The organism is Streptomyces sp. NPDC029674 (assembly GCF_044903205.1).
Lineage (GTDB): Bacteria > Actinomycetota > Actinomycetes > Streptomycetales > Streptomycetaceae > Streptomyces.
Genome location: NZ_JBJDPY010000025.1, coordinates 1 through 14,535 on the forward strand (window position 1 = coordinate 1; position 14,535 = coordinate 14,535).

General features: G+C 73.4%; 14 protein-coding genes. 4 read left to right on the forward strand and 10 right to left on the reverse strand.

The annotated features are described in order from the left end of the window. The 4 genes from ACI2L3_RS36430 to ACI2L3_RS36445 all read right to left on the reverse strand — a co-directional run. Positions 1 to 120, reverse strand: a 120-nt coding sequence (locus ACI2L3_RS36430; RefSeq protein ID WP_404756807.1) for a fructose-bisphosphatase class II, incomplete at its 3' end; no start/stop codon positions are given. Positions 121 to 320: 200 nt separating this feature from the next. Continuing rightward, positions 321 to 1,097: an SDR family NAD(P)-dependent oxidoreductase gene (locus ACI2L3_RS36435; RefSeq protein WP_404756808.1), complete on the reverse strand. Its 777-nt coding sequence runs from the start codon at positions 1,095 to 1,097 to the stop codon at positions 321 to 323. A 77-nt stretch (positions 1,098 to 1,174) separates the two neighbouring features. After that, a complete protein-coding gene (locus ACI2L3_RS36440; protein ID WP_404756727.1) occupies positions 1,175 to 1,873 on the reverse strand; it encodes an HAD family phosphatase in 699 nt (232 codons plus the stop codon). 46 nt (positions 1,874 to 1,919) lie between these two features. Further along, entirely contained in the window at positions 1,920 to 2,549 is a 630-nt protein-coding gene (locus ACI2L3_RS36445; RefSeq protein ID WP_404756728.1) for a ScbR family autoregulator-binding transcription factor, read from the reverse strand. Positions 2,550 to 2,669: 120 nt separating this feature from the next. Between ACI2L3_RS36445 and ACI2L3_RS36450 the strand changes: the two genes are divergently transcribed. Then, positions 2,670 to 3,629 carry a ScbA/BarX family gamma-butyrolactone biosynthesis protein gene (locus ACI2L3_RS36450; RefSeq protein WP_404756729.1) on the forward strand — a complete coding sequence of 320 codons (960 nt, stop codon included), beginning with the start codon at positions 2,670 to 2,672 and terminating at the stop codon, positions 3,627 to 3,629. Between the two features lie 33 nt (positions 3,630 to 3,662). Here the strand turns inward: ACI2L3_RS36450 and ACI2L3_RS36455 are convergent, their stop codons facing one another. Then, positions 3,663 to 4,661, reverse strand: coding sequence for a MerR family transcriptional regulator (locus ACI2L3_RS36455; RefSeq protein WP_404756730.1), 999 nt, complete (start codon positions 4,659 to 4,661; stop codon positions 3,663 to 3,665). A 105-nt stretch (positions 4,662 to 4,766) separates the two neighbouring features. Here ACI2L3_RS36455 and ACI2L3_RS36460 point away from each other — a divergent pair, with 105 nt between their 5' ends. Both ACI2L3_RS36460 and ACI2L3_RS36465 read left to right on the forward strand, forming a co-directional pair. Then, entirely contained in the window at positions 4,767 to 5,417 is a 651-nt protein-coding gene (locus ACI2L3_RS36460) for a sigma-70 family RNA polymerase sigma factor (RefSeq protein ID WP_404756809.1), read from the forward strand. 41 nt (positions 5,418 to 5,458) lie between these two features. After that, complete coding sequence (locus tag ACI2L3_RS36465; protein WP_404756731.1) at positions 5,459 to 6,157, forward strand: SDR family NAD(P)-dependent oxidoreductase; 699 nt, start codon at positions 5,459 to 5,461, stop codon at positions 6,155 to 6,157. Between the two features lie 21 nt (positions 6,158 to 6,178). Here the strand turns inward: ACI2L3_RS36465 and ACI2L3_RS36470 are convergent, their stop codons facing one another. Beyond that, on the reverse strand, positions 6,179 to 7,552 hold the full coding sequence (locus ACI2L3_RS36470; protein WP_404756732.1) for a cryptochrome/photolyase family protein: 1,374 nt from the start codon (positions 7,550 to 7,552) through the stop codon (positions 6,179 to 6,181). A 197-nt stretch (positions 7,553 to 7,749) separates the two neighbouring features. On the opposite strand from ACI2L3_RS36470, the gene ACI2L3_RS36475 reads away from it, so the two are divergent. Continuing rightward, complete coding sequence (locus tag ACI2L3_RS36475) at positions 7,750 to 8,814, forward strand: biotin/lipoate A/B protein ligase family protein (protein ID WP_404756733.1); 1,065 nt, start codon at positions 7,750 to 7,752, stop codon at positions 8,812 to 8,814. Positions 8,815 to 8,837: 23 nt separating this feature from the next. Here ACI2L3_RS36475 and ACI2L3_RS36480 read toward each other — a convergent pair whose 3' ends face one another. The 4 genes from ACI2L3_RS36480 to cydB form a co-directional block, all read right to left on the reverse strand. Further along, the gene (locus tag ACI2L3_RS36480; protein WP_404756734.1) at positions 8,838 to 9,839 is read right to left on the reverse strand and encodes a TIGR03842 family LLM class F420-dependent oxidoreductase; all 1,002 of its coding nucleotides are present in this window, start codon (positions 9,837 to 9,839) and stop codon (positions 8,838 to 8,840) included. 120 nt (positions 9,840 to 9,959) lie between these two features. Then, positions 9,960 to 11,726, reverse strand: a complete 1,767-nt coding sequence (cydC, locus tag ACI2L3_RS36485; RefSeq protein WP_404756735.1) for a thiol reductant ABC exporter subunit CydC — start codon at positions 11,724 to 11,726, stop codon at positions 9,960 to 9,962. Continuing rightward, positions 11,723 to 13,453 carry a thiol reductant ABC exporter subunit CydD gene (cydD, locus tag ACI2L3_RS36490; RefSeq protein ID WP_404756736.1) on the reverse strand — a complete coding sequence of 577 codons (1,731 nt, stop codon included), beginning with the start codon at positions 13,451 to 13,453 and terminating at the stop codon, positions 11,723 to 11,725. Before cydD ends, cydC begins: the two co-directional genes overlap by 4 nt. Positions 13,454 to 13,484: 31 nt before the next feature. Beyond that, complete coding sequence (cydB, locus tag ACI2L3_RS36495; protein WP_404756737.1) at positions 13,485 to 14,507, reverse strand: cytochrome d ubiquinol oxidase subunit II; 1,023 nt, start codon at positions 14,505 to 14,507, stop codon at positions 13,485 to 13,487. Positions 14,508 to 14,535: the final 28 nt, after the last annotated feature.

The following is a 14,535-nucleotide window of genomic DNA, read 5'->3' on the forward strand; positions in this document are numbered from 1 at the left end:
CTTGTCGCCGCGGCCGACCCAGCGGCCCGCGGCCATGGCGGCCGCCTCGGTGACCCGGACGAGCTCCAGGGCGAGGTTGCGGTCGGGAGCCTCGGCGGGTACCGCCAGCGGGGAGGACAGCGGGGCGGGAGAGGTGAGCAGGGACACCGGTGAGACCTTCCGAATCCATGGACGGGCAGCTTCGGAGGGGACGTTACTGGCCCCGCACCGCCCCACCGGGCCCCTGCGCCCGAACCACTCCCGCCTTTGGCAACTCGCCGACAACGCGGGCGTGTTCGGGCGGGAGCCCCGCACTCCCGCCCGCGCACCGCCGTCGGGCGTCAGGCCGCCGTCCACCCGCCGTCGACCGGGACCGACCCGCCCGTGACGAACGAGGACCGGTCGCTGAGGAGCCACGCCGCGGCCTGCGCCACCTCCACCGGCTCGGCCATCCGCTTCTGCATGGAGCGGGAGACGAAGCTCTCCTCCAGGGACGGCGTCTCCGTCAGCACCTGGTCCATGAGCTCCGTCCGGGTGCTCCCCACCACCAGGGCGTTCACCCGGATCCCACGCTGCCCGTACTCGTCGCCGCCCGCCTTCGTCAGGCCGATCACCGCGTGCTTCGCCGCGATGTACGACGCCGTGGCACCGGTCGCGACGACGCCCGCGGCGCTCGCGGTGTTGACGACGGCTCCCCCTCGGCCGTCGGCCAGCATCGCGGTGATCTGGGCCTTCATGCAGTTCCAGACGCCACGTACGTTGACGTCCATGACCTGGTCGAAGACGGCGTCGTCGGTCTCGTGCAGCGGCGTGCCCGCCGTGGCCCAGCCCGCGTTGTTGAAGCCCGCGTCGAGACGGCCGTACGTCCGCACCGCCGCGTCGACCACCCGCTTGACGTCCGCCGGGACCGTCACGTCCCCGGGGACCGCGAGTGCCTTGCCGCCGGCCCCCGCTATCTCCTCGGCGAGTTTCTCGATGTGCCGCTCGCGGCGCGCCATGACGACCACGGCCGCCCCTTCGGCGGCGAAGAGCCGGGCCGCCGCCGCGCCGATGCCGCTGGAGGCACCCGTGATCATGACCGTCTTACCGGCCAGCATGCCGTGTTCGCTGTTCGCCATCGCGCCGTTCCTCGTGGTGTCGACCGTCGTGGTGCCGTTCATACCGGTGCCGTTCATCGCGGGCTCCTGTCCGTGGCTCAACTCGCCACCGGTGCCCGCCAGATCGTGCCCGCCGCGGCCTCCGCGTCGACCGTGCGCAGCAGTTGCTCGTCGATCGCGTCCAGCGAGTCGACGATGTGCCGTGTCGCCAGCTCCTCCATGAACGTGCGCTGGAAGCTGCAGGGGTGGCCGATGAACGGCACGTCGAGCCCCTTGGCCGCCTCGGCGACCCGGGCGACGTCGTCCACGAACAGCACCTCTTCGAGGCGGAGACCGAAGACGTCCTCGGCGATCTCCTTGATGCCGGGCCGGAACGAGTCGGTGCAGACGTAGCCGGGACCGTCGAAGAGGTGGGCCCAGGCTCCCAGGTGGGTGTCGAAGTGGGGCTTGCTCAGGCCGCCGTAGCAGACGACCCGGAGGCCCAGGTCGCGTACGCGCCGGATCAGTTGCTCGGCGCCGGGGTTCGGCCGCACCGGGTGGTCGGCGACGTAGCGGTCGCGCTCGGCGAAGTAGATCTCCAGCGCCTGGTCGCCCGTCACGTCGAGGCCGGCCGCGCGGGCCATCTCGCCGCCCGCTGTGCGGCGCGGCTGAGAGAGGATGCGGCGCTCGGTCGCGGCGTCGTACACGCCCCCGCGGCTGGTGATGAAGTTGCCGATGACGGGGCTGAACGTGTCGTTGAGCAGAACGCCGTCGATGTTGAGCGCCACGAGACGCAGTCGGTCGAAGTGCTGATGCATGGAACGTCCTTGGCTGCTGTTCGGTCGGACAGTTGAAAAGGTGACGTCAGGCGTTGACGGCGGCTTCCCGCGCCTCGCTCACGTCGATGTCGTGGGCGGCGTCGTCCGGGGCGATGGCGGGCATGAGCAGTCGCCACATCGCCCGGGTCCGCTCGGGCAGGTCCTCGCGGCCGCTGGACAGGAGGGAGTACGCCTGGAGGCCCGTGCACGCCGACACGATGAACTCGGCCAGCGTGCGGACGTCGACGTCCGGGCGGACGTCGCCCGCCGCCAACCCGTCGGCCAGGCACTCCTCCATGATCTGGGCCCACTCGCGGTACGGAGTGGCGTCGTCGAGGCCGAATCCCGTCTGCTCGCTGGTGAGCCGGACGCCCGCGCGGAGCATCGGGTCCGTCTGCAGCTTGTGCGCCCACACGAACGTGATGTCCACCAGGCGCTGCAGGCCCCGCGACTTCAGAGCGGGCACGATGCTCGTCGGCTGGGCCCGCATGACGGCCAGGGCCAGCGCCTCCTTGTTGGGAAAGTGGAAGTAGACGGCTCCGAGCGTCACACCGGCGCGGTTCATGATCTCCCGCATGCTGGCGCCGCTGTACCCGCGCTCGTCGAAGACCTCAGCAGCGGCGCGAAGGATTTCGTCGCGCGTCTTCTGGGCCCGCTCCTGCTTCGGTTCCGGCATTCGGACGGCCTCTCTCGACAAACAAAAAGAACGCACGTTACTTTACTCCGCATGGTTCTGGGACACCAGAGCTCGCGCAACTGTTCGGGCATCGACGTCACTCATCCCTGGGGGGGACCCATGACTCTCGTTTCGTATGCACAGACCACGCGCACGGCCCAACTCCGGCCCGTTCCGCAGGAGTACACCCACAAGCTCGCCGCGTCCGAAGTCCTGCTCACCGGCTGGGCGCCGGCGGGTGAGGACCGCGTGACGGTCACCGCCCGGTGGCCGCGCACCCACTCGTTCTACGCACCCGTCGCCGGACGGCACGATCCGATGCTGCTCGCCGAGACCCTGCGGCAGAGCATCCCGCTGATCTCGCACGCCTGCTACGACGTGCCGCTCGGCCACCACCTCATCTGGCAGCACTTCACCTATGAGGTCGCGCACGAGGCGATGTGGGCCGACGGCGGCCCGATGGACGTCGAACTCCGCATCGCCTGCGGCGACATCGTCCGGCGCGGCGGTCGTCTCGCGGCCCTCACGATGGACATCGAGATCCTGCGGGACGGCCTGCCTCTCGGCACCGCGCACACGCGGTTCAGCAGCCACGCCCCGTCGATCTACCGCAGGCTGCGCGGCGAGCGGTACACGGCGCCGAGTGCTCTCGCCGATGCCGCCCCGGTGCCGCTCAGCGGCGTGGTTCCGGTGGTGCCGCCCGCTCTCGTGAACCGGGACCACGCCGACGACGTCGTGCTCTCACCCACTCCTAGACCGGACCAGTGGCAGCTGCGCGTCGACCACTCGCACCCCATCCTGTTCGACCACCCCGTCGACCACGCCCCGGGCATGCTGCTGCTCGAGGCCGCCCGGCAGGCGGCCCACGCCGTTCAGGGCCACCGCGCGAACGTCGTCTTCCCGGTGCGCTTCGAGTCGGCGTTCTTCCGCTACGTCGAGTTCGACGCGCCCTGCCTGATCACCGCGGCCATCGAGCCCACCAACCGTCCCGGAGGCCACCACTGCGTGTCCGTCACCGCTTCGCAGGAGGACATCGAGGCGTTCTCCTGCCGCGTGACCGTGGCGGCAACACGGGCCTGACCTGAACGAGGACCCGGCCCACCCCTCCAGGGGTCAGACCGCCAGGAGCGACTCGATCCGGTCCGCCGCCGTCCGCAGGCCGGTCAGCCGCTCGACCCCTGGCGCGTACGCCCCCGCCGTCGGCGACCAGCCGGGCCCGGCGACGAGCACGGCGGGGTGGGTCCGGGCACCTCGTACGCCCCACTCCGCCTCGGCGACGAGGTGCACCAGCGCGCGGTCGGCGGTGTTGCGCGAGTGGGCCCAGAGCACCACGGCCGAAGGGCCGATGCGGCGCACCGCCTCGTACAGCGCCTCCGCGGGGAGGGCGGCACCGAACATCCGCGTGGGCAGGCCGCGTTCACCCAGAACCGCGGTGAGCGCCTCCATCGGAAGGGTGTGCTGCTCCCCCGGAACGCAGGCCAGCACCACCGGAGGGGCGGACCTGGACGCACCCTCGGAAGCGGCCGCGTGCGCAGTGCGCCGCAGGGCGGAGGAGACGTGCCACGAGAGCAGGTGCTCGACCTCCACATACCGCTCGCCGGACGACGCCCACTTGCGTCCGACGGCGTGCAGGGCCGGCGCCATGACCTCCTCCCAGCCCGTGGTGAAGCCGTACTCGCCGAGGGTGGACCGCAGTTGGGACTCGACGGCGGGGGCGTCGAGGCGTACCGCTGCCCTGGCGAGGCCACGGCACTCCTGGCGGACGTTGCCGAGGGGGAGGGTGAGAGTGAGGGTGGTGCGGCCGCCGCCGTGCCGTGCCGGGCGCGGGGCCTCGGCCTCGGCCTCCGCCTCCCGCAGGGCCACGCGCGCGGCTTCGGCCGGTGGTACGCCGAGCGCGGTCAGCCGGCACATCTCCTCCACCCGCCGCACGTCGACGGCGGTCCAGCGGCGGTGGCGGCCCTGTTCACGGTCGGCGGGCCCGATGCCGTAACGCCGTTCCCAGGAGCGCAGCGTGGTCGGTGCGACGCCCAGTCTGCGGGCGACGCTCCCGGTGGTCAGCGCGGCATCCGTGTCGTTCCGCCGGGTGTGGCCCGGCCGCCGTGTGGCTCCCATACGGCGACGATACGACGCACAATCGCTGCAAGTTGTCGTCTCTCACGGACTGTCACCAATGTGGGGTCAACTCCGGCCCCTGCACGAGGAGTACGCATCATGGTGATGGTCGATCACGCGGCCTCGGACACCTTCGGAACCTCCGGCGGCGTCGCCCGGCATCCCGCGGACGCGCTCGGCGACGAACAGCTGGCGGCGGGCTTCGCCGCCGGTGACGAGCACTGCCTCGCGGCCGCCTACCGCCGCTGGGGGCAGCTCGTCCACCGGCTCGCCGGGCGCGCGCTGGGCGACGGCGCGGACGCCGAGGACGTGACGCAGCAGGTGTTCCTCGCCGCCTGGCGAGGCCGGCACGGGTACCGGCCGGACGCGGGCGGCCTCGGCGGCTGGCTCGTGGGCATCACGCGGCACAAGGTCGCCGACGCGCTCACAGCCCGGGCCCGGCGTGCCGTGCTCGTGGCGGCCGTCGGTGCCCGGCAGGAGGCGGCGCCCGTCGGCGACCCCTGTCCCGAGCAGATCCTGGACCGGATCCTCGTCCAGCGCGAGCTCGCGAACCTGCCCTCGGCCCAGCAGTTGGTGCTGCGCCTGGCGTTCTACGCGGACCTGACGCAGACCCAGATCTCGGAGCGGACCGGGCTGCCGCTCGGTACGGTCAAGAGCCACACGCGGCGCGGGCTCCGGGCGCTGCGGGGCTGTCTGGAAGCGGCCGCGCCCGCCGCGCCCGCCGCGCGGTGCATCCGTCCCGCCCGTCCGGCGTGAAGTCCCGTACATCCGACGTCCGCAGGTGTGGGGAGGCAGACATGGAAATCTCGGGTGCCCGCGTTCTGGTGGTCGGGGCCACCGGTGTCCTCGGTGGTCTCGCCGCCCGCGCGCTGGCCGAGCTCGGTGCCCGAGTGGCCCTGGCGGGGCGCAATCCGGTGCGGCTCACCGCGCTCGCGCGAGACCTCGGCGGGGCCCCCGCCCGGTGCTTCGAGGCGTCGGACCTGGACCAGTGTTCCGCGCTGGGCCCGTGGGCGGAACGGGTCCTGCCGGGGCTGGAGGGGGTGGTCGTGACGGTCGGGGCCGCGGGCTTCGGCGCCGTCGAGGACGTGTCGAACGCGGTGGCCGGGCACCTCCTGACGGTGAACGCGCTGTGCCCCATGGCCGTGCTGCGGGGCGCGGCTCCCGTGGTGGCGGACAAGGGGTTCCTGCTGGCGGTCACCGGCGGGGTGCCGGCGCCCCGGTCACGTACGGACGCGCCCGACGGCATCGCGGGAAGCGCCGACGGCATCGCGGGAACCGCCGACTACACCGCGTCCAAGGCGGCGTTGAGCGGCTGGCTCGGTGTGCTCTCCGAGGAGCTCGCGCCGCGGTCCGTCGCGGTCCACGACATTCGCTCCCCGCATCTGGACACCGGCTTCACCGAGCGGCCCGTCGCCGGTGAGCCGCCCGTGCTGCCGCCCGGGGCCGACGCGCTGGAGGCGGTGCGCTCCCTGGTGGAGCGGATCACCGCGGCCTGAGCCGGCCCTCCCGGGTGCCCGTCATTCGAGGCCGCGGGCCTGCTTGAAACGGCTGAGCCCGTCGGCCAGCGCGACGACCGGCTCCGGGTAGTCGTACCGTTCCCGCTCTTGGCCGGGCAGCTTCCAGGGCTCGTGGACCGCCGCGCCCCGCAGTGAGCCGAGCTCGGGCACCCAACGGCGTACGTAGGTGCCGTCCGGGTCGTACCGCTTGCCCTGGAGGACGGGGTTGAGGACCCGGTTGGGGCGGCTGTCCGTGCCGGTGCCGGCCACCCACTGCCAGTTGAGCTGGTTGTTGGCGAGGTCGCCGTCGACGAGGAGCCGCCGGAAGTGGCGGGCGCCCACCCGCCAGTCGACGTAGAGCGTCTTGGCCAGGAAGCTCGCGGTGAGCAGCCTGCCGCGGTTGTGCATCCAGCCCTCGTGCAGCAGCTGCCGCATGGCGGCGTCGACGATGGGGTAGCCCGTGCGCCCCTCCTGCCAGGCGCGGACGTCCCCCATCGCCGACGCCTCGGAGCGCCAGCGGTCGCCGCGGGTGCGGTAGTCGGCGCCTGCCGCGGCCGGTCTGGCGGCGAGGACCTGGTGGTGGAAGTCGCGCCAGCACAGCTGCCGGACGAAGGCCTCGGCGCCCGCGGTCGCCCGGTCGCGGGCGGCGTGGACGAGTTCGGCGCCGGAGAGCGTGCCGAAGTGCAGGTGCGGCGAGAGCTTGGAGGTGTCGTCGGCCGCCAGGTCGTCGTGGGTCTCCGCGTACCGGTCGATGCCGTGGCGCAGCCAGGCCTTCCAGAGCGCGCGGCCGATGCTCTCGCCGCCCCGGGCGAGCCCCGGCGACAGGCCTTCGATGTCGTCGCGGGCGGGGAGCGGGTGGGAGCGGATGTGGTCGGGGACGCGGACGGTGCGCGGGGCGGCGAGCACGGCGCGTACGCCCTGGGCGGTCCAGCGGCGGAAGTACGGGGTGAAGACGGCGAAGTGGTCGGAGTTCGCGGGGGTCACCTCGCCGGGGGCGACCGCGGTGACCACGGCGTCGTGGACGTACAGGCGTCTGCCGTCGCGCTCCAGCGCCTCGCGGAGCCGCTGCTCGCGGGCGTGCGCGTACCGGCTGACGCCGGCCGCCATGTGGATCTCGTCCGCGTCCGCCGACTCGACGACGGACCGCACCTGCTCGACGAGGTCGCCGTCGCGGACCACGAGCCTGCCGCCGCGGTCCCGCAGCCCCTGGTCGAGGTCGGCCAGGCAGTCGGCGAGGAACGCCTCCCGGTTCGGCCCCGCAGGCCCCAGCTCCTCGATGGCCCGGTCGCGGACGAAGAGCGGCACCACGGCGTCCGCGCCCGTGACGGCGGCGCGCAGCGGCGGATGGTCGTGCACCCGCAGGTCGGAGGTGAACAGGACGACCGAGATGTGCATGGGCGCGTACTCCAGTGGGCGTGGGCCGGGCCGCTGTTGCGGTTCCTTCCTCCTCTCCTTCGGCCGGTCCGGGGTGCGGGGATGCGCCGTACGGGGGCGGTCCCCCGCACGGCGCACACGAACGGCGTACACAACGGGACATTCCCGCGCTGGGCTAGCGTTGGGGGACGATTCGGAACAGGCATGGAGGCAGCACGGTGCACGGTGAGTACAAGGTCCCCGGCGGCAAGCTCGTCGTGGTGGATCTGGACGTGGAGGGCGGTGAGCTGCGGAACACGCGCGTGGCCGGTGACTTCTTCCTGGAGCCCGACGAGGCGCTGGACGCGATCAACGGCGCGCTGGACGGCGCCCCCGCCGATACGGACGCCCAGGGTCTCGCCGCCCGTATCGACGCCGCGCTGCCGGAAGGCACGGTGATGTACGGACTGACGTCGGAGGGTGTCGGCATCGCGGTCCGCCGCGCCCTCGCGCACGCGACGGACTGGACCGACTACGACTGGCAGCTGGTCCACGAGGGGCCGCAGCCGCCCGCGCTGCACATGGCGCTCGACGAGGTCCTGACGCAGGAGGTGGCGGCGGGCCGGCGCCCGCCGACGCTGCGCGTGTGGGAGTGGGCCTCGCCGTCGGTGATCATCGGCAGTTTCCAGTCGCTGGCGAACGAGGTCGACGCGGAGGGCGCGGCCCGGCACGGCGTCGACGTCGTGCGCCGGATCTCCGGCGGCGGGGCGATGTTCGTGGAGCCGGGGAACACCATCACGTACTCCCTGTCCGTCCCGGACGCCCTCGTGCAGGGCCTCTCCTTCCAGGACAGTTACGCCTACCTCGACGACTGGGTGCTCGGCGCGCTCGCCGACATGGGGATCAAGGCGTGGTACCAGCCGCTGAACGACATCGCGACGGACGCGGGGAAGATCGCGGGCGCCGCGCAGAAGCGCATGGTGGCGCCGGGCGGCGGACCGGGCGCGGTGCTGCACCACGTGACGATGTCGTACGACATCGACGCGGACAAGATGCTGGAGGTGCTGCGCATCGGCAAGGAGAAGCTGTCCGACAAAGGCACGCGGAGCGCCAAGAAGCGGGTCGACCCGCTGCGCCGCCAGACGGGACTGCCCCGGGAGGCGGTCATCGAGCGCATGGTCGACTCGTTCCGCGGCCGCTACGGCCTCGCGGAGGGAAAGGTGACCGACGAGGAGATGGCGCGCGCCCAGGAGCTCGCGCGGACCAAGTTCACGACCGCGGAGTGGACGGCGCGCGTGCCCTAGGGACGGTCATGGCTCGGTGGGCTTCAGGAGGAGAGCGCCGGGATGACCGAGGCGCCGTACGCGTCGATGACGTCCTCCCGCGCGTCGTGCATCGCGTACACCGCGAACTGGTCGACGCCCAGCTCCTCGAGCTGCCGCAGCCGTTCGAGGTGCGACTCGACGGGGCCCAGGAGGCAGAACCGGTCGACGATCTCGTCCGGCACGAAGGCGGTGTCGGGGTTCCCGGCCCGCCCGTGGTGGCTGTAGTCGTAGCCTTCGCGGGCCTTGATGTACGCGGTGAGGGCCTGCGGCACCATCGAGGAGTGCTCGCCGTACTTGGCGACCAGGTCGGCGACGTGGTTGCCGACCATTCCGCCGAACCACCGGCACTGCTCGCGGGCGTGCGCCAGGTCGTCCCCGACGTACGCGGGCGCGGCCACGCAGATCTTGACGTCCGCCGGGTCGCGCCCGGCGTCGGCGGCCGCGTCCCGCACGGCCTTCACCATCCACTCCGTCAGATACGGGTCGGCGAGCTGGAGGATGAAGCCGTCGGCCTTCTGCCCGGCGAGGGCGAGCGCCTTCGGGCCGTACGCCGCCATCCACACCGGCAGCCGGCCGTCCCGCACCCACGGCAGCCGCAGCGACTGCCCGCCGATGTCCGCCTCGCGTCCCTCGGCGAGGTCGCGGATGACGTCGATCGCCTCGGCGAGGCGGGCGAGGGTGTTGGGCTTGCGCCCGGCGACGCGCATCGCGGAGTCGCCGCGCCCGATGCCGCACACGGTGCGGTTGCCGTACATGTCGTTGAGCGTGGCGAAGGTGGAGGCGGTGACCTCCCAGGTCCTGGTGCCGGGGTTGGTGACCATGGGGCCGACGGTCAGCCGCGTGGTGTGTTCGAGGATGCGGCTGTAGATGACGAACGGCTCCTGCCACAGGACCGACGAGTCGAAGGTCCAGCCGTAGTGGAAGCCGTTGCGCTCCGCGCGCCTCATCAGCCCGACGACCTCCGAGGCGGGCGGGTCGGTCTGCAGTACGAGCCCAAAGTCCATGGCCTTCGCTCCTCACGCGGATCGACTCACTCGGATCGGCTCACTCTGACCGAGCGCCCCTCGAAGGTCGTCCGAGGAGGGACAATCCTCGGCTTCCGACCGGACCTTGGCAAGAGGGACTCAGCCCACCATGACCGCCGGACCGTCCGTCGTGGAGTCGATCGTGGAGTCGATGTCCTCGGGGGTGACGGGCCGGATCCGGCCCCGGTCCAGCGTCACGATCTCGTCGGCGGCGGCGAGACCCGAACGCTCGTGCGTGACGAGGAGCGTGGTGCGGCCGCGGGTGGCGTCGAGGATGTCGGCGAGCACCTCGGCGGCGGTGTCGGGGTCCAGGCCCTCGGTGGGTTCGTCGAGGACGAGGACGGGCGGGTCTGCGAGGAGCGCGCGGGCCAGCAGGAGGCGCCGGCGCTGGCCGCCCGAGACCGTGGCGCCGTCCCCGCCGAGCTCGGTCTCCCAGCCGTCGGGCAGCGACTCGATCCAGTCCAGGACGCGGGCTCTGCGGGCGGCCTCGCGCAGTTCGGCGTCGGTGGCGTCGGGCGCCGCGAGGGTCAGGTTGGCGCGGATGGTGGCGTGGAAGACGTGCGCGTCCTGCGTCATGCCGGTGATGGCGCGGCGGGCGTCGGCGCCCGAGCAGTCGCTCAGTTCGCGTCCGCCGACGCGGATGCTGCCGGCTTCGTACGGTACGAACCGCATGAGCGCGGCGATCAGCGTCGACTTGCCGGACCCGCTGGCCCCCAGGAGCACCACCCGGTGACCGGCCGGCAGCCGCAGGCTCGCCCCGTCCAGGGCCGGCGGGCCGTCCTGGGTGTGGCGTACCCGCACACCGGTGAGGGTCACGTCGAGCGGTGCGCCGGTGGGCAGCGGCTCGGGGGCGGGCGGGTCGGTGACGGGCGCCGGTGTGTCGAAGAGGTCGGCGAGGCGCCGCGCGGAGGCCCGGACCTCGGCGAGGCGGCGGGCGGCCGCGGGCAGCGGCGCGAGGGCCTCGAAGGAGACGAGCGCGACGACCGCGAGGACGGTGAGCTGTACGGCGGGCAGGTCGCCCGCCGCGTGGGCGCGCAGCGCGAGCCAGGTGACACCTACCGTCGCCGCGCCCTGCAGCGCCAGCACCACGGCCTGGGCGAGCGAGGTGGTCAGGGCTTTCTGCCGCTCCAGGCCCGCGATCCGGGCCGTGACGCGGCGGGCCCGCTCGTGGGTGCGGCCGCGGGCGCCGTACGCGGCGAGATCCGCGGCGCCCTGCGTCAAGTCCACGGTGACGGCGGCGAGTTCGGCACGCGCCGCCTTCTCCGCGCGGCCCGCCCTGCGGGACAGTACGAGCACCAGGGCGGGCACGAGAAGCCCCGCGACGGCCAGCAGCAGCCCGAGCAGCAGACCCGCCTCCGGCAGCAGCACCACGGTAAGGCCGGTGGCGGTCGCGGCGACCGCGCAGGCCGCCGTGGCCGGGATCATGACGCGCAGCAGCAGATCCTGCGCGGCGTCGACGTCGTCCACGAGACGGGTCAGCAGGTCCCCGCCGCGGAAGGCGGGGATCCCGGCCGGGGCGAGTGGGATCAGCGCCTCGTACACCCGGGCGCGGAACCCCGCGACGGCCCGCAGCACCCCGTCGTGCCCGAGGAGCCGGTCGACGTAGCGCAGCGCACCGCGCCCCAGGGCGAGGGCGCGTACGGCGACGATGGCCACGCTCACCGCGGCGAGCGGCGGCTGCTCGGCGGCGCGGGTGATGAGCCAGGCGGCGGTCCCCATCAGCGCGGCACCGGCTAGCTCACTGCCTGCCGCGGCGAAGGCGGCGAACAGCAGCCGCCGCCAGTACGGGAGGAGGTGGCGCAGGAGACGGACGGTGGGGCGGTGGGCAGTGGGGCGGGGGGCGGTGGCCTCGGTGGGTCGGCTCATGAGGCCAGCAGCCTTTCCGGCGCGGTGGGATCGGGGGTGGGATCGGGTGTGGGGGTGGGGTCGGGTGTGTGTTCGGGGACGGAGACGCTGCCCGCGCGCACCGTGATGACCCGGTCGGCGTACGGGAGCAGGCTCGTGCGGTGGGCGACGACGACCGAGGTGCGGCCGCGCATGAGGGCGGCCGTGGCGCGGGTGACGGCGGCCTCGCTCTCGGGGTCGAGGTGGGCGGTCGGCTCGTCGAGGAGCAGGACGGGCGCGTCCTTGAGGAAGGCGCGGGCCAGGGCGATCCGCTGGCGCTGGCCGGCCGAGAGCCCGGCGCCGTGCTCGCCCAGCACCGTCTCGTACGCTTGGGGCAGCTCGTCGACGAAGAGGTCGGCGGACGCGGCGCGGGCCGCCGCCCGCACCTCGGCGTCGCTCGCGTCGGGGCGTCCGAGGCGGATGTTCTCGGCGACGGACCCGGCGACGAGGTGGGGCCGCTGCGGCACCCATGCCACCTGGGTGCACCAGTCGTCGGGGTCGAGGCCCGCGAGGTCGGTGCCGCCGGCCTCGACCCGGCCCGACGTGGGGGTGACGAAGCCGAGGAGCAGTGACAGCAGCGTGGACTTGCCCGCGCCGCTCGGGCCGACCAGGGCGACGCGTTCGCCGGGGCCGATGGTCAGGGAGACGTTGCGGAGGGCGGGCTCGGCGCGGCCCGGGTAGTGGACGGTGACGTCGTCGAGGGTGAGGGGGGCCGTGCGGGCGTCGGGGGTGGGGGCGCGGTCGGCGGGGGCCGGGGACGTGTCCTCCTCGTCGAGGACGGCGAAGACCTGTTCGGCCACGGCTATGCCCTCGGCGCTGTCGTGGAAGGCCGCGCCCATGGCGCGCAGCGGCAGGTACGCCTCGGGGGCGAGGAACAGCACGACGAGGGCGGTGTGCAGGCCGACGTCGCCGTGCAGCAGCCGGAGTCCGACGGGGACGGCGACCAGCGCCACGGAGAGGGTGGCGACGGTCTCCAGGACGAGGGAGGAGAGGAACGCGACGCGCAGCGTCCGCATGGTGGCCCGCCGGTGGGCGTCCGCCATCTCGCGCACCACCGTGACCTGGTGCCGCTCGCGGCCGAACGCGCGCAGGGTCGGCAGGCCGGCCACCACGTCGAGGAAGTGGCCGCCGAGGCGGGACAGCAACTGCCACTGGCGGGCGGTGCGCCGGGCGGTGTGCATGCCGACCAGTGCGCCCAGCACGGGGATCAGCGGCAGCGTGATGATGATGATCAGCGCGGAGGCCCAGTCGGTCCACCACACCCAGGCGACCACCGCGAGGGGCACCACCGCGGCGGCCGCCATCGTGGGCAGATAGCCGACGACGTACGGGTCGAGGGCGTCGAGTCCGCGGGTGAGCAGCGTGGCCGTCTCGCCGTGGCGGCGGGCCGTCAGCCGCAGCGGCCCCGTCCGCCGGAGCCGTCCGGTGATCCGGTCCCGCAGGGTGCGTTTGGCGTCGGCCGCGGCGCGCTGGGCGAGCACGCCGCGGAGCCAGGCGAGGAGCGCGCGCAGCGTCATGACGGCGCCCAGCGCGGCCAGCGTCCCGACCCGCGGCCCGTCGCCCGCGAAGCCGTCGGCGAGCGCCGTCGCCAGCAGGACCGCCTGGCCGATGATGAGCCCGGCGCCCGCCAGGGCCAGCACCGAGGAGTACGTCATGTGACGTCGCAGCGCCGGGATCTCCCGGGTGAGGCGGCGTTCGACGGGCTTCATCGTGGAGGTACCTCTCGTCGGTTTCCGGGGGTCAGAAGTAGCTGGGGTGACGGCGGCCCGTCCGCCCCCGGAAGGCCCACCAGCTCCAGAACTGGTAGGCGAGGACCGTCGGGACCACGAGGACCCCGAAGCCGCTGAGGATCTTCAGCGTGGCGTCGTCGGTGATGGCGTGGCCGATGTCCAGGCCCGCGCCGGCCTCGGTGATCAGGAGGTACGGGTAGTGGCCGGCCCCGACGAGCAGCACGGGCAGCGCGGCCGCGGCGCAGGTCGCGGCGAACGCCCAGGCGTCGCGTCCCCGGTCGAGGTACCACCGGGCGGCGCCGAGGGCCGCCACGAGCAGGGCGGCGATGACCGCCGAGGCCGCCGGGTTCGTCATCGAGGCGCCCGCTCCGAAGAGCGTGAGGAGCAGGGCGAGGGCACCGGCGGCGGCGACGCCGATGATCAGCTTGGCGGCCACTTTCCTTGCCCGCGCGGCGAGTTCGGGCTCCGAGCGGAGCGCGACGAACGCCGCGCCGTGTGCCGCGAAGAGCAGCACGGTGGTGGCGCCGCAGGCGAGTACGAACGGCGTGAGCACCTCACCGAAGCCGATGTGGAAGCTGCCGTCGGCGCGGCGGGGCACGCCGTGGAGCAGCAGCCCCACGATCAGCCCCCAGGCCGCGGCGGGGACGGCGCCGCCGAACACGATCAGGGCGTCCCACATCCGGCGGGCGCGGGCGCCGCGGGAGCGGCGGCGCAGCTGGACCGCGGCGTTGCCGAGGACCAGGGCGGCGAGGATCGCCACGATCAGCGGGTACAGGCCGGGCAGGAGCGAGCCTTCGAGGTGCGGGAAGGCACCGAACATGACTCCGGCGAAGGCGACCAGCCAGACCTCGTTGCCGAGGAAGAAGGGCGCGATGGCGTCGAGGGCGGCGTTTTCGCCGGTGCGTCTCTCTTCCGGGGTCTCCCGGCGGAGGAAGGGGTGCAGCATCTGTGCGCCGTAGTCGTAGCCGCCGAGGACGAAGTACCCGGCGAGCAGCAGGCCGAGGAGGGCCAGCCAGACGGTCTCCAGACTCATCTCGCTCAACTTTCCGTTACAGCAATGG